The sequence below is a fragment of the Arenibacter palladensis genome, assembly GCF_900129275.1.
In the GTDB taxonomy this organism is placed as follows: Bacteria; Bacteroidota; Bacteroidia; order Flavobacteriales; family Flavobacteriaceae; genus Arenibacter; species Arenibacter palladensis.
Genome location: NZ_FQUX01000003.1, coordinates 27,724 through 47,419 on the forward strand (window position 1 = coordinate 27,724; position 19,696 = coordinate 47,419).

Annotated in this window: 19 protein-coding genes; 14 read left to right on the plus strand and 5 right to left on the minus strand. The window is 39.4% G+C overall.

Annotation, left to right across the window (positions count from 1 at the left end):
- The first annotated feature begins 292 nt into the window (after positions 1 to 292).
- The 5 genes from BUA60_RS10125 (at position 293) to BUA60_RS10145 (ending at position 7,215) form a co-directional block, all read left to right on the plus strand.
- Positions 293 to 2,929 (plus strand): MGH1-like glycoside hydrolase domain-containing protein, encoded by a 2,637-nt coding sequence (locus BUA60_RS10125; RefSeq protein ID WP_072861675.1) that lies wholly within the window; start codon positions 293 to 295, stop codon positions 2,927 to 2,929.
- A gap of 190 nt (positions 2,930 to 3,119) precedes the next feature.
- Complete coding sequence (locus tag BUA60_RS10130) at positions 3,120 to 4,412, plus strand: acetylxylan esterase (RefSeq protein WP_072862049.1); 1,293 nt, start codon at positions 3,120 to 3,122, stop codon at positions 4,410 to 4,412.
- 62 nt (positions 4,413 to 4,474) lie between these two features.
- On the plus strand, positions 4,475 to 5,764 hold the full coding sequence (locus BUA60_RS10135) for a Gfo/Idh/MocA family protein (RefSeq protein ID WP_072861676.1): 1,290 nt from the start codon (positions 4,475 to 4,477) through the stop codon (positions 5,762 to 5,764).
- A 123-nt stretch (positions 5,765 to 5,887) separates the two neighbouring features.
- Positions 5,888 to 6,289 carry a hypothetical protein gene (locus tag BUA60_RS10140; protein WP_072861677.1) on the plus strand — a complete coding sequence of 134 codons (402 nt, stop codon included), beginning with the start codon at positions 5,888 to 5,890 and terminating at the stop codon, positions 6,287 to 6,289.
- 164 nt (positions 6,290 to 6,453) lie between these two features.
- A complete protein-coding gene (locus BUA60_RS10145) occupies positions 6,454 to 7,215 on the plus strand; it encodes an SDR family oxidoreductase (RefSeq protein WP_072861678.1) in 762 nt (253 codons plus the stop codon).
- Positions 7,216 to 7,283: 68 nt separating this feature from the next.
- On the opposite strand, the gene BUA60_RS10150 is transcribed toward BUA60_RS10145, so the two are convergent.
- The 5 genes from BUA60_RS10150 to BUA60_RS10170 all read right to left on the minus strand — a co-directional run bounded on the left by BUA60_RS10150 (position 7,284) and on the right by BUA60_RS10170 (position 12,198).
- Positions 7,284 to 7,868 (minus strand): DUF4494 domain-containing protein, encoded by a 585-nt coding sequence (locus BUA60_RS10150; protein ID WP_072861679.1) that lies wholly within the window; start codon positions 7,866 to 7,868, stop codon positions 7,284 to 7,286.
- Between the two features lie 270 nt (positions 7,869 to 8,138).
- The gene (locus tag BUA60_RS10155; protein ID WP_072861680.1) at positions 8,139 to 9,323 is read right to left on the minus strand and encodes a hypothetical protein; all 1,185 of its coding nucleotides are present in this window, start codon (positions 9,321 to 9,323) and stop codon (positions 8,139 to 8,141) included.
- A gap of 258 nt (positions 9,324 to 9,581) precedes the next feature.
- The gene (gene can / locus BUA60_RS10160) at positions 9,582 to 10,223 is read right to left on the minus strand and encodes a carbonate dehydratase (protein WP_072861681.1); all 642 of its coding nucleotides are present in this window, start codon (positions 10,221 to 10,223) and stop codon (positions 9,582 to 9,584) included.
- An 18-nt stretch (positions 10,224 to 10,241) separates the two neighbouring features.
- Complete coding sequence (locus BUA60_RS10165) at positions 10,242 to 11,801, minus strand: SulP family inorganic anion transporter (protein WP_072861682.1); 1,560 nt, start codon at positions 11,799 to 11,801, stop codon at positions 10,242 to 10,244.
- Between the two features lie 136 nt (positions 11,802 to 11,937).
- Positions 11,938 to 12,198 carry a hypothetical protein gene (locus tag BUA60_RS10170; RefSeq protein WP_072861683.1) on the minus strand — a complete coding sequence of 87 codons (261 nt, stop codon included), beginning with the start codon at positions 12,196 to 12,198 and terminating at the stop codon, positions 11,938 to 11,940.
- 559 nt (positions 12,199 to 12,757) lie between these two features.
- Here BUA60_RS10170 and BUA60_RS10175 point away from each other — a divergent pair.
- The 9 genes from BUA60_RS10175 (at position 12,758) to BUA60_RS10215 (ending at position 19,692) form a co-directional block, all read left to right on the plus strand.
- Complete coding sequence (locus BUA60_RS10175) at positions 12,758 to 13,063, plus strand: ArsR/SmtB family transcription factor (protein ID WP_072861684.1); 306 nt, start codon at positions 12,758 to 12,760, stop codon at positions 13,061 to 13,063.
- A 50-nt stretch (positions 13,064 to 13,113) separates the two neighbouring features.
- The gene (locus BUA60_RS10180; protein ID WP_072861685.1) at positions 13,114 to 13,350 is read left to right on the plus strand and encodes a thioredoxin family protein; all 237 of its coding nucleotides are present in this window, start codon (positions 13,114 to 13,116) and stop codon (positions 13,348 to 13,350) included.
- Positions 13,351 to 13,355: 5 nt separating this feature from the next.
- On the plus strand, positions 13,356 to 13,772 hold the full coding sequence (locus BUA60_RS10185) for an OsmC family protein (protein WP_245802527.1): 417 nt from the start codon (positions 13,356 to 13,358) through the stop codon (positions 13,770 to 13,772).
- A 210-nt stretch (positions 13,773 to 13,982) separates the two neighbouring features.
- Complete coding sequence (locus BUA60_RS10190) at positions 13,983 to 14,420, plus strand: rhodanese-like domain-containing protein (RefSeq protein ID WP_072861686.1); 438 nt, start codon at positions 13,983 to 13,985, stop codon at positions 14,418 to 14,420.
- Between the two features lies 1 nt (position 14,421).
- Complete coding sequence (locus BUA60_RS10195) at positions 14,422 to 15,396, plus strand: permease (RefSeq protein WP_072861687.1); 975 nt, start codon at positions 14,422 to 14,424, stop codon at positions 15,394 to 15,396.
- A gap of 16 nt (positions 15,397 to 15,412) precedes the next feature.
- Entirely contained in the window at positions 15,413 to 16,720 is a 1,308-nt protein-coding gene (locus tag BUA60_RS10200) for an FmdE family protein (RefSeq protein WP_084532557.1), read from the plus strand.
- 299 nt (positions 16,721 to 17,019) lie between these two features.
- Positions 17,020 to 17,574 carry a DsrE family protein gene (locus tag BUA60_RS10205; RefSeq protein ID WP_072861689.1) on the plus strand — a complete coding sequence of 185 codons (555 nt, stop codon included), beginning with the start codon at positions 17,020 to 17,022 and terminating at the stop codon, positions 17,572 to 17,574.
- 188 nt (positions 17,575 to 17,762) lie between these two features.
- A complete protein-coding gene (locus BUA60_RS10210; protein WP_072861690.1) occupies positions 17,763 to 18,482 on the plus strand; it encodes a class I SAM-dependent methyltransferase in 720 nt (239 codons plus the stop codon).
- Between the two features lie 205 nt (positions 18,483 to 18,687).
- Complete coding sequence (locus BUA60_RS10215) at positions 18,688 to 19,692, plus strand: 3-keto-disaccharide hydrolase (RefSeq protein ID WP_072861691.1); 1,005 nt, start codon at positions 18,688 to 18,690, stop codon at positions 19,690 to 19,692.
- The last annotated feature ends 4 nt before the right edge of the window (positions 19,693 to 19,696 follow it).

Sequence of the window (19,696 nt, forward strand, 5' to 3'; positions counted from 1 at the left end):
AGCTTAAAGCAATTCTTAATATTAAGAATTCACTACCTATCTGTACCAGTGAATCTAATATGACTTCTTTAATTTGAATCAATTTTTTTAATGGGATTGTAAAAGATGATCCAAAAAAATAACAATTAGGTAATATTGAACGGTTTAATTTCCAACTGAAGTAATTAGTCTTATTTTTACAATTATACCCGATTGAAAAAATAGCTATTTAAATGTTATGGATAACTATATAACTTTCAGGTTTTAAACATCTATGGTTTAATTCTACTAAATACACAAAATAAATATCTCAATGGCACATTTTACCCCGAAAATTGCTGAGGAAGACAGACTTGCTGTTCCCGACACTTACAAACACTGGAAAAAATGGGGTCCGTATTTGGCTGAAAGACAATGGGGTACGGTTCGGGAAGATTATAGCGAACATGGACATGCTTGGGATTTTGTAAATCATGACAAAGCTCGTAGCAATGCGTATAGATGGGGGGAAGAAGGTATAGGTGGCTTTTGCGACTCCAGGGAGATATTATGTTTGGCTCCTGCTTTTTGGAACGGCAAGGATGAAATTTTAAAGGAACGTTTGTTCGGCCTTACCAATAATCAAGGTAACCATGGAGAAGATGTTAAGGAGCTCTATTTTCATCAGGTGTCCACACCAACCCACTCCTACTGTAAATACCTGTATAAGTATCCACAAAAGAAATTTCCATACCTAGAACTTGTCAACAACAACATTCGTAGCCGGGAAGATATGGAATATGAGTTGTTGGACTCCAAATCTTTTAATAACAATGCCTATTTCGATTGTTATATAGAATATGCCAAAGCGGATGTGGAGGATATTCTTATGAAAATCACGGTGGTTAACAGAGGCCGCAGAAAGGCCAATATACATGTGCTCCCACACCTATGGTTCAGAAACTTTTGGAAGCACAATAAGCGGTTTAGCCGTCCTAGCATCAAATCCATTTCAGATAACTGTATACAATCCAGAAGTATTAGAAACGGCAGATATTATTTTTACCATGAAAATGGTGAGCAATTGTTTTGTGAAAATGAGACCAACAATAAACGTATCTACAATGGAGCCAATGAGGTGGACTATGTTAAGGATGGTATCAACGACCATGTGGTAAATGGAAAGTCTACCGTAAATCCGGAGAAAAATGGGTCCAAGTCGGCCGTATGGTATAAGTTTAAACTAAAGGCAGGGGAAGAAAAGAGCATTAGGATACGGCTTAGCAAGAAAAAATTGGAGAATCCCTGGTCGGATTTTGATACTGTATTTGATCAAAGAATAAAAGAATGTGAGGAATTTTATGGCAGTATCCTAAAGACCGACTTGCCAAAGGCCCACCAATCCATTGCCAAGAGTGCTTTCTCCGGTTTGTTATGGACCAAGCAATTTTATTACTATGATGTTTTTAAATGGCTTTTTGGAGGACCAGGGGAACCAAAACCTTTCCGTGCGGCCGCTAGAAATTTTACTTGGCAGCACCTTACCAATAGGCATGTAATATCTATGCCCGATAAATGGGAGTATCCTTGGTATGCGGCCTGGGACCTGGCCTTTCACATGGTTTCCTTTGTAGAAATAGACCCCTATTTTGCCAAGGAACAACTGCTGTTGGTACTCAGGGAAAATTATATGCACCCCAACGGACAAATACCGGCCTACGAATGGAATTTTAGTGACGTTAACCCTCCTGTACATTCTTGGGCGGTGTGGAATGTCTATGAGAAGGATAAATTACGCACTGGCAAGGGCGATACCAAATTTTTGGAGCATGCATTCCAAAAATTACTCATCAATTTTACCTGGTGGGTAAACCAAAAAGATAAACACGGTACGGATCTATTTGAAGGTGGATTTTTGGGTCTGGACAACATTGGGGTGTTCGATCGCAATCACATGCCCGAGGGCGTTAGCAGAATGCAGCAGGCCGATGCCACCAGTTGGATGGCCATGTTTACGGTAAATATGCTGCGTATGTCTTTGGAGCTGGCCAAGACCAACAAAGTGTACGAGGAGTCTGCGGCCAAATTCTTTAGGCATTTCCTGAATATTGCCTGGGCCATGCACCATATAGGGAAAAAAGATATCTCGCTATGGGATGACGAGGACGATTTTTATTACGACGTAGTTGAACTTTCCAACGGGGCAACAAGTAGATTGAAAGTACGTTCCTTGGTAGGTATAATTCCCTTATTTGCGGTTGAGATCATTCACAAGGACCTCTTTGAACAATTGAAGGAGTTTAAAATAAGGGCCGCCGAAATTGTCAGGACCAGACCGGATCTGGCTTCCCTGATCTCCAATATAGAGGAGGCCAACAGGGATGGCAACTATCTTTTTTCGATTATGAGGGGCTATAGATTGGAAAAACTCCTTATACGGCTATTGGATGAGGATGAGTTTCTATCCGATTATGGGATTCGCTCCCTTTCAAAATACCACAAGGATCATCCTTTTGTATTTCAACACAACGGACACTATAGCATTCACTACGAACCGGGTGAAAGTAGGTCCAATATGTTCGGGGGCAACTCCAACTGGAGGGGGCCCATCTGGATGCCGTTGAATTATATGATCATTCAGTCGTTGCGAAAATATTATTCCTTTTATGGACCTACCTATCAATATGAATTCCCTACCGGATCTGGAAAGAAACTAAACTTAAATGAAATTGCCAACGAGCTTACCAAAAGGTTGGTAAGGTTGTTCGAACCTAATTCAGAAGGTAAATTCCAGTACCATGCGGATGACAGGAATAAACTTTTCTCCAAAGACGAACATTTCAAAAACCATCATCTCTTTTACGAATTTTTTGATGGTGACAATGGTAAAGGTCTTGGGGCATCACATCAAACGGGTTGGACGGCGTTGATCGCCAATCTCATTATGGAAATGAAAGAATCGGAGTCCTAAAACGGACATTTTCTAAAAACTTATAAAAATCTAGACCTCACATTGTGGGGTCTAGTGCATTTAGGGACTAAAATTCCACCTAATTTATTATCTTTCTACAGTGCAAGGAATCATTACCTGTTTCCTTTATATCATAATGTGCGTACAACCTTTTGTATTGCTCAAATTAGAAAATAAACCAACCAAAAAAATGAAAACAAAAATTTTTGTCTCTTTTACTTGCTACCTATTTTTTATCCTTAACCTAAGTGCACAGCCACGACAAGAACTGGTGGAAGTCATGGTAAGTCCCAACCATGCCGATTGGACCTACGCTCTTGGTGAACAGGCCGAATTTTCAATTTCGGTTTTTAGAAACAATGTACCCTTGGACGGCATCGAGATTCAATATGCCATTCAACCTGACCCTGGCTATCGAACCTTAAAAATTTGGGATGAGGGTACACGGACGCTTAAAAACAATTCCACAAAAATAAAAGCCAAAAAATTTACCGAACCAGGATTTTTGCGTTGCACCGCGACCGTAAAAGTGGATGGGAAGGAATATTCTTCCTATACCACGGTAGGTTTTGCACCAGACAAAATACAGCCCACCACCACCTTACCGGAGGATTTTGAAGCGTTTTGGAATAAAGGCAAGGAAGAATTGGATAAAGTGCCCATGAACGCCGTACTCACTTTGATGCCCGAACGCTGTACGGACAAGGTAGATGTATACCATGTGCAATTGGACAATATAAAAGGGAAAATCTATGGTATTCTTACCAAACCCAAAAAAGCTGGGAAATACCCTGCCATCCTTCACGTGCCTGGAGCAGGTATACGCCCCTATTATGGGGAAATTGACGAAGCGGCAGAAGGGTTTATCTCTTTTACCATTGGTATTCACGGCATTCCCGTAAACCTGGACCAAAGTGTTTATGATGCTCTTGGCAAAGGGGCATTAGGCGGTTACCAAACTTTTAATCTCGATGATAGGGATAGTGCCTATTACCGCCGTGTATATCTCGGCTGTGTTAGGGCCGTAGATTTTATAGAAAGTGTGGATGGATTCAACGGTGAGGATATAGCGGTTACCGGTGGCAGCCAGGGCGGTGCGCTTTCCATTGTGACCGCAGGTTTGGATGATAGAATTGATTATTTGGCAGCCTTTTACCCTGCCTTATCCGATATGACCGGATTTTTACATGGTCGTGCCGGAGGTTGGCCGCAGATTTTTATGGACGATTTCACCAACAAACCGGAAAAGATTGAAGTTTCCAAGTATTACGATGTTGTTAATTTTGCGCGTTTCGTAAAAGTACCAGGCTGGTACAGTTGGGGCTATAATGACAATGTATGTCCCCCAGCCTCTACCTATTCGGCCTATAATGTACTCACAGCTCCCAAGGAGTTACATCTTTTTCAAAAAACGCAGCATTGGACCTATCCTGAACAGCAGGAATTGAGGAAAGAATGGCTATTTACGAAACTCAAGAAATAAGTGGAGCGTCAAGGACTTTGTAATGGCAATAGCTGTATTTAATTGAACCAAACCAAGCGTACATGAAACCAAAAGACCAACATCGTAGAGAATTTATTAAACAGAGTGGTTTGGGCCTATTGGGCCTAACCTTATTACCTTCGGCCTATGGCAAGATTGCTCCTAGCGATCGTCTAAGGGTTGCCCACATTGGCGTAGGTGGAATGGGCAACAGCCATATGAAATGGTTCAGCGCCCTACCGGAAGTGGATGTGGTAGCCCTATGCGATGTAGATGAACTACACTTGGCCAACAGTCTAAAAACAATGGAAACCCTTCAACCTGGGAAAAAGGTGAAAGGTTATGGGGATTTTAGAAATATTCTAGACCGTAAGGATATTGATGCCATTACTTGTGCCACTCCTGACCATTGGCATGCCCAGATAGCAACTCTGGCTTTCCAGGCAGGAAAAGATGTATACGGTGAAAAACCACTTTCCTATGATGTTAAAGAAGGGAAGATGATGCTCAAAAATTTAGAAAGGCACAACCGTATCTTTCAAATGGGCAACCAGATACATGCCACCGATAACTTCCACCGGGTCGTTGAAATTATCAAGTCGGGCGCCATCGGCAAAGTGCATATCGTTCGCTTATGGAAAACCGGGGCACCTCCAAATTTGGGCAATCCCAAAAGTGTGGCAGTGCCCAAAGGCTTAAACTGGGATATGTGGCTGGGACCAGCGCCCTATGTAGATTATATTCCCGAAAAATGCCACTTTACATATAGATATTTCCTCGACTATTCAGGAGGTTATTTTGCCGATTTCTGGTGCCATATTGCTGATGTTGCCTTCTGGGCTTTGGAACCTAAGGGCCTAAAGAGTATCCTTGCCCGAGGGGAAAAAGCCGAGGGTATTGCGGATACCCCACAATGGCTGGAGGTCGACTATGAGTTCGACGGTTTAAAACTCTATTGGACCACTGAACCACCCAATGTCCCAGGTGCAGCAGACCGTGGAATAGGAGCCTATTTTGAAGGAGACAAGGGGAGTTTAATTTGTGATTACAATACCCGAGAAATTACCATCAACGGGGAAACCATGACCGATATACCGGAAATACCACAAAGTATAATCCGTTCCCCAGGACACCAACAAAACTTTGTGGATGCGGTAAAAACCAGAACCCAACCCGAATCAAATCTTGCCTATGCCCGGAATATGACCTTGCCCATGCATTTGGGACTGATTTCCTATAGATTGGGAAGGAAACTTAATTGGGATTCAGAAAAAGAGAAATTTATTGGGGATTCGGAGGCCAATGATCTTTTGTCCAGAAAAGCGAGGAAAGCCTGGCGATTGGTCACCTAATCCCTATATTATAAAATGGTTAAAATGCCAATTAATAAGCACATTTAACCCTATTTAATTTCGATTTCTGTATTTTTAAAAACTAAATATCGATTGTTTTGAGCATTTAAAAATTGTGCTAAAATGAATAAAAGAATTGCCTTGAAAATTATGTTCCTATTGCTTGGAGCACTTCTCATATTTCATGTATTAATTTTCACGGAGCAAATACCCTATGATAAAGTCTGGGCAGGTAAATTAAATTCTGTTGAGGAAATGAAGGCCTTTGAAGCTTTTTCCATCCTGACCAATCTCTTCATGATTTTGATACTGTCCATTAAATACAAATTTTTGGAGAGCGGAAAAAGCAACAAGGCCATTGATATACTCATTTGGGTATTTGTGGTCTTTTTTGCCCTGAATACAGTAGGCAATATGTTCGCCAAAAGTTTGATAGAATTAATTTTGGGAGGTATTTTGACCTTGGTTTCATCCATTCTTTGTTTTATAATTGTTAAAAAGGAAAAAATAATAAGACCCCAATAAGCCAAAGTCCCTCCTCTCTTGTCCCGCATAGGTCAGTACAAAACAATAAGCTATCATATCAATCCAAACTACAAGGGGGATAATATTCCCTGCCATAAAATTGCAGGGAGATTGGTCCATTTATTTAATAATCCCGAATTTTACAAAAACAAAAATCTATTATAATGCCCGAAAACAAAATTGCAGTAGTAACAGGAGGTAGTCGTGGCCTAGGTAAGGATATGGCCATTAATATCGCAAAAAAAGGAATCGATGTCATTATTACCTACCACTCCAACAAATCGGCAGCAGATAAGGTTGTGGCGGAGATAAGGAATATGGGGCGGATGTCCAATGCGCTACAATTGGACACCGCTAAGATTAATTCCTTTGATGAATTCTTTAGTCAGCTTTCCGCTTATCTGAAAACCGAGACAGCCCAGGAAAAATTCGATTTTTTGATAAACAACGCCGGTACTGGAATTTACCAACCTTTTGTTGAAACCACGGAAGAACAGTTTGATGAAATGGTCAATGTTCATTTCAAGGGAGTCTATTTTCTAACCCAAAAGGCCCTGCCCTATTTAAATGACGGTAGTAGGATTATTAACATTTCTTCCGGTCTAACCAGATTTACTTTTCCAAATTCATCGGCCTATGCCCCAACTAAAGCTGCCGTAGAAGTATTTACCAGATACTTGGCCAAAGAATTGGCGCATAGAAAAATTACGGCGAATGTGGTGGCCCCAGGTGCCGTAGCAACTGATTTTGGTGGCGGAGAAAACAAAACTAACGAACAAAAAAGAAAGGCGGTTACGGCTGCCACTGCCTTGGGAAGAGTGGGAGAACCCGACGATATTGGTGGTGTGGTGGCATTTTTGTGTACCGAAGATGCACGCTGGATTAATGGTCAACGTATAGAAGCTTCGGGAGGCATATTATTATAAGACCATTTCAAATTACAAAAAAGAGGGCCTAATGGCCCTCTATATATTATGGATTGCAAAAAGATGGTCTACTCCTCTTCCCCATCTACAGCACCAACTGTAAGGGCTTCTTCGTTTTCAAAAGTATCCAAAGCTTCCAAATCTTCATTAAGTGCGTTGGACTCCGAAGTTGAAGTCTTTAGGGCATTGAACTTTTCCAATTGTTCCAAATCCCCTTCATCTCCTGAAAAATAGGGAAACACATCCATAATAGGCGATTCTGAAATAACGGGAATGGTGTAATCTCCCATAGTACCTTTCATGGCCTGTATGGTATTGTCATAGGCTTCCTTTACATCATTGGCCTGTACCAGCAAATAAGTGTTGGTTTTTCTTTCCTTACCACTATTCTCGTCAAAGGCTATTAAGGACACCTTGGATTTAAACCAACGATCTGAATTCTCAAAAGGATGCACCTCAGAAAAATTCGCAACTTTTATATTGGTAATCAAGAATTCTTCACTGGTATAAGCGGCCATCTCCTCGTTTATTCTGCTCTCCGCTTCGGTATACGATATCGCATCCAATAAATAGGTTTCCGTTGTTACTTTCTGTTCTCCAGTTTCATGGATTTTTCTATATTTTACCTTGCACTCGTACCAAGTCTGACTCATATCTATGTTTTTTTAAGGATACCAAAAATAGTCCTTACAGAAAAATTTGCCCCCCTATTCCCTAAATAGATATTCACAATTTCCAAACTTGGGATATATAACAACACCTACTGTAGGTACGCCTTTTTGTAAGGAATATTTGAGATCCGACATAATTATCCGAAGACCAACATTTTACAACTGTAGATTTTAAAATGTAGGGTCGAAATTGAAGATGGGAAGCTTGGTTTGTCATTTTTTAATTCGCACTTATGCACCAATCATATTGCACTAAAGGTCATCAAGGTCAAACGCATAAATATTGCCCAAATCATCGGAAAAGAATATAAATTTGGCCTCATTGGGCAAAAAACTGGCCTTACTGGAGGTAACATCACCGTTTTTCCCATTTATTTGGGTTTTTAATTGGATGAGTTCCCGAAACTCCCAGCTATCTTTCTTTTTTACTATTTCATTGACCGAAATAAAATAGCGATTGTTCTCCCTATTTTTTACGGCATGTGCTTCGAATATCTTTCCGGATTCAATATGATTGATAATAGGACGGGATGGACTTCTTTGTGCGGTGAGGTTTTCATACGGAACGTTCGTCCACATTCCCTCCTTGTCCCTTATTCTCAATACAAACTGAGGTTGATCTACTTGGTCCACGCTGTTCTTGGTAACAACGGCCATTTCCCCATTATTAAATACAGTAGCATTCAAGTGATCGTCTGCATTATTATCGCCCTGTTGAACAATTATGGGCTCCGACCAGTTGTTGGGCTCTTCCCCATCAATGTGTATTCGCTCAATAATAGATTGACTGTTTTGGTTGGACCAGATAACGGATACTTGATTCTTAAGACTCACTATCAAGGAAATATCGTCTTTATTGATGTCCTGTGCCAGTGCAAAGGGTTCCGACCAATCCCTGCCATTGATGGAATGCCAAACCATAATATTTTGGTCCACATCTGCGCAGACCCAAAATTGGTTCTTGGAATCTCGTGTGATGGTAGCAGTTTCAAGGGATTGGCAGTCCTGGGGAATGGGAAGTGACTCTTTCCACAAATGTTCATATTGATTGCTTTGGTGGGAATATCTTATTTGAACTACCTCCAAAGCACATTCCCCAACCAAGACTATATGCGCCTCATCACCTTTACTGTATACGTCTGCCCTACTTGGCAAATTATACCAGGCCTTATTTACCTCAAATTGACTCGCCCAGGAAGAAGCCTCCTTTTTCAATAATTTGGGACCGTCCCCATCCCCTACTATTACCCAATGCCCATATTGGTTTGTCCATGATTTTGACTGGGGTTTATCCGCAGTAGCATCACCATAATCAACATGGAAAATAGGCTCTAAATAAAGCTCCGGTGTATTGATTTCCTGCGAAAACGCTCCATGTCCACAGATCAAAAGACAAAAAAGAAAGGATAAGGAAAGTATACTGCTTTTTAATTTCATACTGTTGGCAATAAAGGACACCAAGTTAACCTTATAAACTTAAAAGTTAAATAAAAGTAAGGTTAACTAAATATAAATAAATTGCAAATATTCATAATAAAAGTTTGCTCCAATTGGGTAGTAAGTCTCTTACCGTGATCCCAAAGTTTTACACCAAGGACTTAAAAATCAACGAGTATAATTTACCCTTAGTGCAACTATATATGGGCATTAATATGATAGTATGAGCATATCGAAACTGCACTAGGGGCTTCTATTTTAAATGATTTCCAACTTATAAAACTCCTCCAATTGGGAATTACAGCTAAAATTGACTTCCAAATCTTTGACAATCCCCGTGCCAACACCATAGACCCATCCATGCAGGTAAAGATCCTGGTTCCTTTCCCAGGCATTTTGGACAATGGAAGTTTTCGCTAGATTGAATACCTGTTCCATGGCATTGTATTCAACAAAGCGCTCAAAGAGTTCCTCTTCCCCTTTTATTACTCCCAATGCAACTTGATGGTGTCTGTAAACATCCCTTATGTGTCGAATCCAATTATCGGCGAGACCATATGACTTGCTGCCCATGGCTGCCTTTACACCCCCGCAACCGTAATGACCGCAAACAATAATATGTTTTATCTTTAGGACGTTAACCGCATAGTCCAGGACGCTGAGCATATTCATATCGGAATGTACCACCATATTGGCAATGTTTCTATGCACAAAAACTTCTCCTGGTTTGGCTCCAATAATCTCATTGGCAGGTACGCGACTGTCCGAACAGCCGATCCATAACAAAGGTGGCTGCTGTCCCTTTTCCAGTTTTTTAAAAAATTCCGGGTCACTATCCAACTTGGATTGCACCCACTTACTATTATTCTCGATCAAACTTTTATAAAATTCTGTTTTCATGATGTTTTCTTTTTATTATTAATGTCCTAATTGAAATACCTGATGTCCGAAATATTTCCTAAAACTTTCCGGATTGTCTAGGGTTTCCTTTTCTGCTATCATTTTAATATTGATGTTGTTGTTTTTCGCCTTGATTGAAAATTCATCCAAATATTCCAAAATATCATAGTCCAAAATCTTGGTCTTTCTAAAATCCAGTTCCAGGTAGGAATCCTTTTCCAAAGCATCCAACTCCTTCATGATGGGCCCTTTATTTATAAAGGTTACCTCCTCGGCAAAGTTGATATGAAACAAATTTTGTTTCCCTTGGTACTCCTTTAGGAGCACGTGATGTGAATTGTAGTAAGACTTTAAAAGCACAACGATCAACCCAATGGTCAACCCTATTAGAATACCCTTCAACAAGTCGGTGGCAACAATGCCTATTACCGTCACAATAAAGGGAATGAATTGGGCCTTACCCAATTTATACATCTGTACAAAGGACTTGGGGTTGGCCAGTTTATAACCGATTACCAAAAGAACACTGGCCAAAACGGCCTGGGGAATGAGATTGAGGAAGGTAGGTATTGCAATGACACTCAGCAAGATGAGGAATCCATGTAAAATGGCGGAGAGTTTGGACACTGCCCCACTCATCACGTTCGCAGTACTACGAACAACCACTTGTGTTATGGGTATACCACCGATAAAACCTGAAATACTGTTTCCAATTCCTTGGGCAATCAATTCCCTGTTCGTAGGTGTCTGTCTCTTATATGGATCCAATTTGTCCGTAGCCTCCACGCTCAATAAAGTCTCAAGACTTGCAACAATGGCTATGGTAAAGGCTATAACATATACCGATCCGTTGGACAAGGCTGAAAAATCAGGTAGTGTAAACTGTCCCATAAAAGACGAAAAATCCTTAGGAACGGGTACACTTACCAACTGAGTCTCATGAAGGGCCAAGAAACCTGATGTTCCAATAGTAACATAGAGGATTATTCCAACTATTACTGCAATAAGCGGGGCAGGAATTAGCTTGAACATTTTATTTTTTTTGGCCAGGACTTCATCCCAAATCAGTAGTATGCCCAACGATATCAGAGTGATCAATATGGCTCCAGGGGTTAATTGATCATGAAGTCCACTTAAATTGATTCTATCGGTGTTGACATCCCCACTAAATCCTAAGGCCAATGGAATTTGTTGTATAAAAATCATGATTCCTATAGCGCTAAGCATTCCTTTTATTACTGCCGAAGGGAAATAATAGCCAATTACACCAGCACGAAAAATACCTAACAGAATTTGGATGATCCCAGCCAAAATAACAGCAGTAAGAAAAAGTTCATAGCTGCCCAATTCGGTTATGGCGTTTAAGACAATTACCACCAGCCCTGCGGCTGGTCCACTGACCCCAATGGCGGAACCTGATAGGTAACCTACCAGTACCCCTCCAATCAGCCCGGCAATAAGGCCTGCAAACGGGGGTGCCCCACTGGCTAGGGCCACACCTAAACATAATGGCAATGCTACAAAGAAAACTACAAGACTTGATGGCAAGTCTTTTTTCCAGTGTTTAAATAAATTCATGGAAATATAAGATTAGAAAATAAAGGTATATAGACCCGTCCTAGTTAGCTAACATGCGGATGGTCCTATATGATTAATAATTAAAGATTGGCTGTTACCCTAACTATTATGTTTTAGGTAAGTGTAAAATAGGTTATTAACCTATATGCTCCGGTGGAGGGGTTGGCTGGGAAATTCCAATAATTTGGATTTCCATACTGGAACTCGTTCGTATCTCAAACCTATTGTTGCTGCATAGGTTGGTTGGAAGTGATTGTTTATTTGGAAAACTAAAATCCATTACCTCCTCATCCAGATCGGATTCGGATCCATCCTGATTATCCTGCTGTTCCAACTCAAAGACCATATTGGTATCAGCGGAATATTTTGATACCATCCCATGAACCAGTCCCAACATAAAAACGAGGGACAAAAGGCTTGAAAAAATATGCTTTGTATGGATTATCAATTTTTTTGAAAATATTTAATTCTATTAAAAAATTCACAGTAAATGTATAATTATGCAAAACATAACACATTAAAATACTGTTAAATGGAATGTTAATTAAATTATTCATAAAATTAACTTTGCATTTTGAGCGTACTTGAATTATTTAAATATATAAAGTCTGAATTCTATAATTTTTAACTCAAAAAAAGACAATCCAATAATAAATTATCGGAAATAATTAAAAGACTTTATATAGCAATGAAAATCCAAACTCTAAAATCTTAATTAAAAGTAAAGGGGCCGTTTTCCAATAGACAAATAATATTGGATTAATGTGACAAAAGTCACATTTCCATTTAAAATTCAATCGTACATTTGCGATAAGCAATAGATTATACAGGATAGGCTTTAAGGTACTACTAACAGAATTAATAAGTTTAAGAAAGCAGACACCAAAATATTGTTATTATGAAGAACTGTTTATTAACTAATTGCTTGGGAACAACAAAATATTGGACTTAGAGAGATGAAACGAAGTTTAGAACATATAGAATACAAGGAAGACACCGAAGCTTTGGCAAAATTTGCAAAAGCCTTAGGGCATCCTACACGTATTGCCATTTTAAAGCATCTTGAGAATCAATCCTGTTGTTTCACAGGCGATTTGGTGAATGTATTTCCTTTGGCGCAATCTACGGTTTCCCAACATCTAAAGGAACTGAAAAATGCCGGGCTTATAAAAGGTGAATTAAAGCCGCCCAAAATAAAATACTGTATCCATCAAGAAAATTGGAACATTGCAAAATCGTTGTTTCAGAAATTTTTCGATTGATATTTTTTAATAAACACATCGTCTATAGGCGATAAACTAAAATTAGCATTATGAGCAAAGTAATTAAAATATTGGGGACAGGTTGTCCAAAATGTCAGTCCATGACCGGAGTAGTCCAAAATGTGATCTCCGAAAACAACATTGATGCAACTATTGAAAAAGTTGAGGATATCATGGAAATAATGAAATACAATGTAATGACCACACCGGCTTTGGTCATAGATGATGTTATTACCATTAAAGGTCGGGTACCATCAAAAGATGAGGTACTGGCACTATTAAACTAATTATAATGAGTTTTATGAATTATCAAATCAAGGCCTCCTCTATATCAAATCAGGATGCAATTGTTCATATAAAACAATCCAATATAGATTTTGGCACCACTACAACCACTGCTGATACTTTGCCGAATCCCGCCGAATTATTATTGGGTTCGTTTGCTGCCTGTATATTGAAAAATGTGGAACGCTTTTCCGGTATGATGAAATTCAGTTATTCCAAAGCCACGTTGGAGGTCAATGCTACACGACTTGAAAATCCACCTAGGATGGACAATATCCAGTACAATTTGACCATCTATAGTGACGATAAAAAATTGAACGGAGAATTACTGAAAAAGAACCTTGAAAAGTTTGGCACCATTTACAATACCTTAAAACTATCTTGTAGTATTTCAGGAACAATTAATACAATAGATCATGTTTAATCGGTTACAACATCTTGTTGATTGGCCCATCCATTCTGTTTTATATATCGAAACAACACCTACGGAACCGCATATAAAAAGCAGCAGGTAAATTGGACATGAAAAGATTTTCCTACCAAAGGAAAAGTTGCCGCATTGGAAACAACTATAGGTTACGGTTGTTCCCAATCTAATAATTGTTGATGAATTAACTTTAATCTACCTTATAAAATGAAACGAGTATTCCTTATTCTACTTTTTTTCCCTACCGTTCAAATGGTAGTTTCTCAAGATTACTTAGACAACTACCTTACTAATTTCAATTATGAAGCCAGAAAAAACATGAAGGTAAGCAGTGAAGGGCTAACTAAATTACTAATTGATAATAAGGCCATTCTCTTAGATATTAGATTTGAAGAAGAGCAAAAATCATGGAGTATGCCCTATGCTGTTCCTATGCCCCTGCCTAATATTCCTTCCAATTACAATTCTTTGGATAAATCCAAAATAATAGTTACCGCATGTCCACATAAAGACAGAGCCATTATAGCGATGGTGTACTTAAAGTCCAAAGGTTATGACGCACGGTATTTGTCCGATGGTTTGCTTGGCCTAGCTGATTATTTGAGAGGTGATAAGGCCAAATTATTCATTGAAAAAATAAAATAAAATGTTTGATTGGTTACAACATTTTGCCGATTGGCTCATATACACTGTTTTTAATGTTGGGCAAGAAACCCACTTGGGCACTGCTCTGAATTTCTTTGTATATGATACCCTCAAAATTCTTATTCTTTTATTTTTTGTTGTTTTTATTATGGGAATAGTGAATGCTTATTTTCCTGTAGAACGACTAAAAAATTATTTGAACAAAAAGAAGCTTTACGGTTTGGAGTACTTTTTTTCTTCCGTATTTGGTGCAATAACTCCTTTTTGCTCCTGCTCTTCGGTACCACTGTTTATTGGTTTTGTACAAGGAGGGATCCCCTTAGGGGTCACCTTTTCCTTTCTAATCACTTCACCATTGGTTAATGAAGTTGCCGTGGCCATGTTTCTTGGCATGTTTGGCATAAAAGCTACCTTGATCTATGCCGTTTCAGGTATTATTTTAGGTACTATTGGTGGCTGGCTACTTGGCAAATTCAACCTTGAACCTTTACTTTCGGATTGGGTAAAAAAAATTCTTGAAAATAAAATGCAACATGGTAAATTCGAAGAGGTAAAGCAAACTTTCTACCAACGATTACCTGAAATTTCACGTGGAGCATGGGATATAGTTAAAGGTGTACTACTTTATGTAGTTATTGGGATTGCAATTGGTGCCGCAATGCACGGCTATGTTCCGGAAAACTTTTTTAATACCTATTTAGGAGGTGGCCAATGGTGGACTGTTCCCCTTGCTGTACTTGTTGCAGTACCCATGTATGCCAATGCTGCAGGGATTGTCCCTATCATTCAAGTCTTTGTCGCCAAAGGGGTGCCACTAGGGACTGCCATTGCCTTTATGATGGCTACCGTGGGTTTATCCATTCCTGAAGCTACTTTGCTAAAAAAGGTAATGTCCCTAAAGCTAATTGCCATCTTTTTTGGGATAGTGACACTATGCATCATGATTTCGGGATATCTATTTAATCTTATTCTATAACCAATTGTTCAAACCTATGAGAAAAATAGTTCTATTTCTCCTATTAATTAGTTTTTCATTTCTAAGTTCAAAAGCTCAAAACACTCCAAAAATTCATACCGTTGGAGCTATGAAAGATATGGGAACCACCTATCCCCTTGAGGTCTGGCTGGATACCCTGCCGGATAAATCCAATATGTTCGCAATGGGTCCCTACGATAAAATGAAGGGAGAGATAACTGTTTTTGATGGGAAGCCCTTCTTTGCCACAGCATTTGTCAAGGACATGGGCGTGGTTAGTCAAAGTTGGGATATTCGTTCTCCTTTTTTCGTCTATAGCAATGTAAAAGACTGGGAAGAATTTACTTTGAATGGTCCCTTTAATAGTACTCAGGAAATACAGGAAAAAGTGGCTGCATTGGCAATAAGTAAAGGTTATGATCAAAAGGAACCATTTGCTTTTCGGATTGCAGGGAAATTTAATCAAATCACCGCTCATATCGTTACCCCCAGAAGCCCGGAAATTGAAGGCTATAGACCCGATGTAAAATCCCAAAAGTTTTTTTTGGAAAACAATAATGGTGAATTATTGGGTTTCTATTCTGAACAGCATCAGGGAATATTCACAGGGTCTAACAGTTTTGTGCATATACACTTTTTGAAGGACGACCAGACTTTTATGGGACATTTGGATGAAATTACCTCGGGCACCCAATCCTATAAACTCTACCTTCCCAAAAAACAGGCCTTGGTTAAAACTGTAATGCAGGTCAATGATACCGATTTTTCAAAAGGACGTCTGGGGAATATTCAAAATATAGATTTGGATGACCTGGTAAAATTTCATGGCCATCTTTGTGATGGACTGGTGGTAGGGCATCTTGCCTTGCAACGGGCAATGCAAGAATTATATTCAGATGGTATTGTAGACCGTACCAATACCCGAATCGTCAGTAAAGCTTCTCCCTGCCTTACCGATGCAGCTATATATTTAACAGGAGGTAGGTATCAGTTCAATACCTTCTACATATCCAACAATATGGATGCATTGTTTACGGTTCAACGTATCGATACCCAAAGAGCTGTAGCCGTACATATGAAAAAAGGCCTAAAACCGATGGAGATTGACCAACTCGGAGCCATGGTGGTAAAAGGGGAATTGTCTGCCTGCGATTTGGATAAATTAAAAGGAATGGAAGATAATTTTACCGAATTACTACTTTCCACCGATCCAAAAGATAATTTCACCCTAACGGAAATTACCGATTTTAAATGGAGCCCAGTTTTGAAGAACGATTACATAAAAACGGATATTCTGAATAAAAACAAAACTAAATGTCAGTAACAAACTCCCCGAAAAAAAACCTGCCCTTATTTAAGAAACCTACCCATGGGTGTAGGTATTGGAGCGAAAATTTCAATAAAAAAGTGGAATAACTTCAATTATCGCATGTCAATATACCTGCGACTTATAATATAAGGATCCAATGAATAACAAAGTCTAGTCCCACATGGCTATTCGTAAATATAGAATTGGGAAGGTCTGAAATACAAACAAAATATTTATTTTTGGAAAAGTACCAACCCGAATAGTAGTCCTAATATTCCAAAGTGGAACCTACTATTCAATTATCCGAATAAAATATGCAAAATAGATCCCCTCTCCTATTATTTTTAACCCTGTTGTTTATACAAACAAGCGTGTCTTTTGGTCAAAAGAACGAACCCACAACCGGGCCCGTTTTTAACGACGTCGGTGCTGTATTCTCCATTGATGACCTGGATTTCCTACCCGATAAATCCCAGGAACTAAAGGCAATTTTTGACATCGACAGAAAGCAAACTGATCCAAGTGCCAGCAATCCCATCATCTCCAGCCTCCACCGCTATTACAATATGCATGTTCGATACGGGGTTCCCAAGGACAAGATTCACTTAGCTCTTGTATTACACGGAAGTTCAACGAAAGATGCACTCTCTCCGGCTGTGTATAAAGAAAAGTTTAAAACGGACAACCCTAATAAGGATTTAATAAATACACTTTCCGAAATTGGTGTCGATGTTTATATATGCGGCCAATCAATGTCCTACATGGGTTATAGTAAAAAAGATCTGTTACCGGAAGTAAAAGTTGCACTTTCCGCCATGACGGTATTAACAGTATATCAAATGGATAATTATGCCCTGATCAAATTCTAATATACGGCATATCGCTTCCGAAACTGTCTTGGAATATTTGTTGGGAAAACCGTCAACATCAATCAAAAATAATATAAAACCCCTTTCCAAAATTCACGGGTTGGATAGCATAATTTCATTACTTTTAATGGGGTAATCATTCTTTTCCACAATTAACGATTACCAAGGAACTAGAAATTTAAAACCCTATGAAAAAAGTCGCCCAGACCATATTCCTTTTCTCGACTTTACTGTTGTGGTTCCCGGGTATTGGACAAGACAAAACCCCAAATGCAAATTATACCTATAAAAAAGGTGATTCCAGTGGTATTGGAAAATGGTATATGGATAGGGAAATTGCCCATGTAATGGGGTACCAAGGAATGCAATGGCTAGACCGTCCGGAGCGTGAAGAAGAGGAAAACACCACTGCCCTATTGATGAATATGGAAATTGAACCGAAAGATTATATAGCCGATATTGGTGCGGGATCCGGTTACCATGTCTTTAAAATGGCCAAATTGGCCAGAAATGGCTTAATCTATGCGGTTGATATTCAGGATGAAATGTTGGAGGAGATCAATAGTCGTAAAGAGCGGGATCATATTAAAAATGTTAGGGTCATAAAAGGTGGTGAAAAAAGCATAAACATAGCCGAAAATTCTCTGGACAAGATACTGATGGTCGATGTTTATCATGAATTTAAGTATCCGGCAGAAATGTTGGCCTCCATCAAAAAAGCCCTAAAAGCCCATGGAAAACTGTTTTTAATTGAATACCGGGGAGAAGATAAGTCGGTCCCTATTAAAAAATTACACAAAATGACAGAGGCACAGGCCATCAAGGAAATGAAGGCTGCCGGGATGAAACTTCTTAGAAATATAGACAACCTTCCATGGCAACACTGTATGGTTTTTGTTAGGAATTGAGTATTTCTTTTGAAATATTCCAACTCCTTATCCTGTTGGCAATAGTCTAATTGGATAAAACTGTTGCCTTTGAAGTATTGTCGTTACATAATATGATTGAATTTCCCAGCCTTAAATGAATCTCAATTTTAAATAATTGATTACCTTCCATAGATAACAGCAATCCATTTAATAAATTAATTAAACCATACTAAAACACATTAAAATGAAACGGATAATTACTTCTATGATATTAATATTTTTAGCCCTTAACGGCTTCGCAAATAGTACGGCACAACAGATATTTGCCAACCCCTTTATGGGTATGTGGGGGCTTGACGTTGAAGGCGGGGGAGCCGGCTGGCTCAACGTACACGAAGATCAAGGGTTTTTGGATGCCGAACTACTGTGGATAGGCGGTAGTGTAGTTCCTGTGTCCAACGTTTATTTCTTGGACGAAAACACATTAGTTGTTACCCGAACAAATCAAGTAAAAAGAAGTCCCGATCGCAGCCATACCATAACCTATACTTTGGAAGTGAAAAAAATTGGGGATGCCCTAGAGGGTACCATGAGCAGCCCCAATAGGGATGGAAGCGGGGTTTCCACTAAAAATTTTACCGGGAAACGTATGCCGCCCATGCCTAGCACACCGGATCTGTCCAAGCTGAAATTTGAAAAACCGATCAAATTGTTCAATGGGAAGGATTTAAGTGGCTGGAAATTGATTGATCCGGAAAAAGCCAATGGCTTTAAGGTGGTAGATGGCACACTGATGAACGATCCCGTTCAACCAGAAAATGGCGAACATATTTCCTATGGCAACATTCGTACGTTACAGGAATTTAAGGATTTCAACCTAAAGCTGGAAGTGAATGTACCCGAAGGAAACAACAGTGGGGTATACTTACGCGGACTCTATGAAATTCAAGTAGTGGATTCGTACGGCAAGGAATTGGATTCCCATAATATGGGAGCCCTGTACAGTCGTATCACCCCCAGCGAGGCAGCCGAAAGACCTGCCGGGGAATGGCAGAGCTTTGATATTACATTGGTAGACCGACATGTGACGGTAATCTTCAACGGTAAAAAAATAATCGACAATCAACCCGTTTTGGGACCAACCGGTGGCGCTATGTCTGCAGACGTATTGAGTCCTGGGCCCATTTACCTGCAAGGAGATCACGGCAATGTAGCCTATCGCAATATTGTCCTGACCCCTATCAAATAAACCC

What these genes read in the sequence shown, in the direction of transcription:
- BUA60_RS10145 (WP_072861678.1), top strand. Translation starts at nt 6,454, where the DNA reads ATGCCCGAAAACAAAATTGCAGTAGTAACAGGAGGTAGTCGTGGCCTA.
- BUA60_RS10200 (WP_084532557.1), top strand. Translation starts at nt 15,413, where the DNA reads ATGAGAAAAATAGTTCTATTTCTCCTATTAATTAGTTTTTCATTTCTA.
- BUA60_RS10125 (WP_072861675.1), top strand. Translation starts at nt 293, where the DNA reads ATGGCACATTTTACCCCGAAAATTGCTGAGGAAGACAGACTTGCTGTT.
- BUA60_RS10190 (WP_072861686.1), top strand. Translation starts at nt 13,983, where the DNA reads ATGAAACGAGTATTCCTTATTCTACTTTTTTTCCCTACCGTTCAAATG.
- BUA60_RS10185 (WP_245802527.1), top strand. Translation starts at nt 13,356, where the DNA reads ATGAGTTTTATGAATTATCAAATCAAGGCCTCCTCTATATCAAATCAG.
- BUA60_RS10205 (WP_072861689.1), top strand. Translation starts at nt 17,020, where the DNA reads ATGCAAAATAGATCCCCTCTCCTATTATTTTTAACCCTGTTGTTTATA.
- BUA60_RS10215 (WP_072861691.1), top strand. Translation starts at nt 18,688, where the DNA reads ATGAAACGGATAATTACTTCTATGATATTAATATTTTTAGCCCTTAAC.
- BUA60_RS10155 (WP_072861680.1), bottom strand. Translation starts at nt 9,323, where the DNA reads ATGAAATTAAAAAGCAGTATACTTTCCTTATCCTTTCTTTTTTGTCTT.
- BUA60_RS10150 (WP_072861679.1), bottom strand. Translation starts at nt 7,868, where the DNA reads ATGAGTCAGACTTGGTACGAGTGCAAGGTAAAATATAGAAAAATCCAT.
- BUA60_RS10210 (WP_072861690.1), top strand. Translation starts at nt 17,763, where the DNA reads ATGAAAAAAGTCGCCCAGACCATATTCCTTTTCTCGACTTTACTGTTG.
- BUA60_RS10165 (WP_072861682.1), bottom strand. Translation starts at nt 11,801, where the DNA reads ATGAATTTATTTAAACACTGGAAAAAAGACTTGCCATCAAGTCTTGTA.
- BUA60_RS10135 (WP_072861676.1), top strand. Translation starts at nt 4,475, where the DNA reads ATGAAACCAAAAGACCAACATCGTAGAGAATTTATTAAACAGAGTGGT.
- BUA60_RS10195 (WP_072861687.1), top strand. Translation starts at nt 14,422, where the DNA reads ATGTTTGATTGGTTACAACATTTTGCCGATTGGCTCATATACACTGTT.
- can (WP_072861681.1), bottom strand. Translation starts at nt 10,223, where the DNA reads ATGAAAACAGAATTTTATAAAAGTTTGATCGAGAATAATAGTAAGTGG.
- BUA60_RS10140 (WP_072861677.1), top strand. Translation starts at nt 5,888, where the DNA reads ATGAATAAAAGAATTGCCTTGAAAATTATGTTCCTATTGCTTGGAGCA.
- BUA60_RS10175 (WP_072861684.1), top strand. Translation starts at nt 12,758, where the DNA reads ATGAAACGAAGTTTAGAACATATAGAATACAAGGAAGACACCGAAGCT.
- BUA60_RS10130 (WP_072862049.1), top strand. Translation starts at nt 3,120, where the DNA reads ATGAAAACAAAAATTTTTGTCTCTTTTACTTGCTACCTATTTTTTATC.
- BUA60_RS10170 (WP_072861683.1), bottom strand. Translation starts at nt 12,198, where the DNA reads ATGTTGGGACTGGTTCATGGGATGGTATCAAAATATTCCGCTGATACC.
- BUA60_RS10180 (WP_072861685.1), top strand. Translation starts at nt 13,114, where the DNA reads ATGAGCAAAGTAATTAAAATATTGGGGACAGGTTGTCCAAAATGTCAG.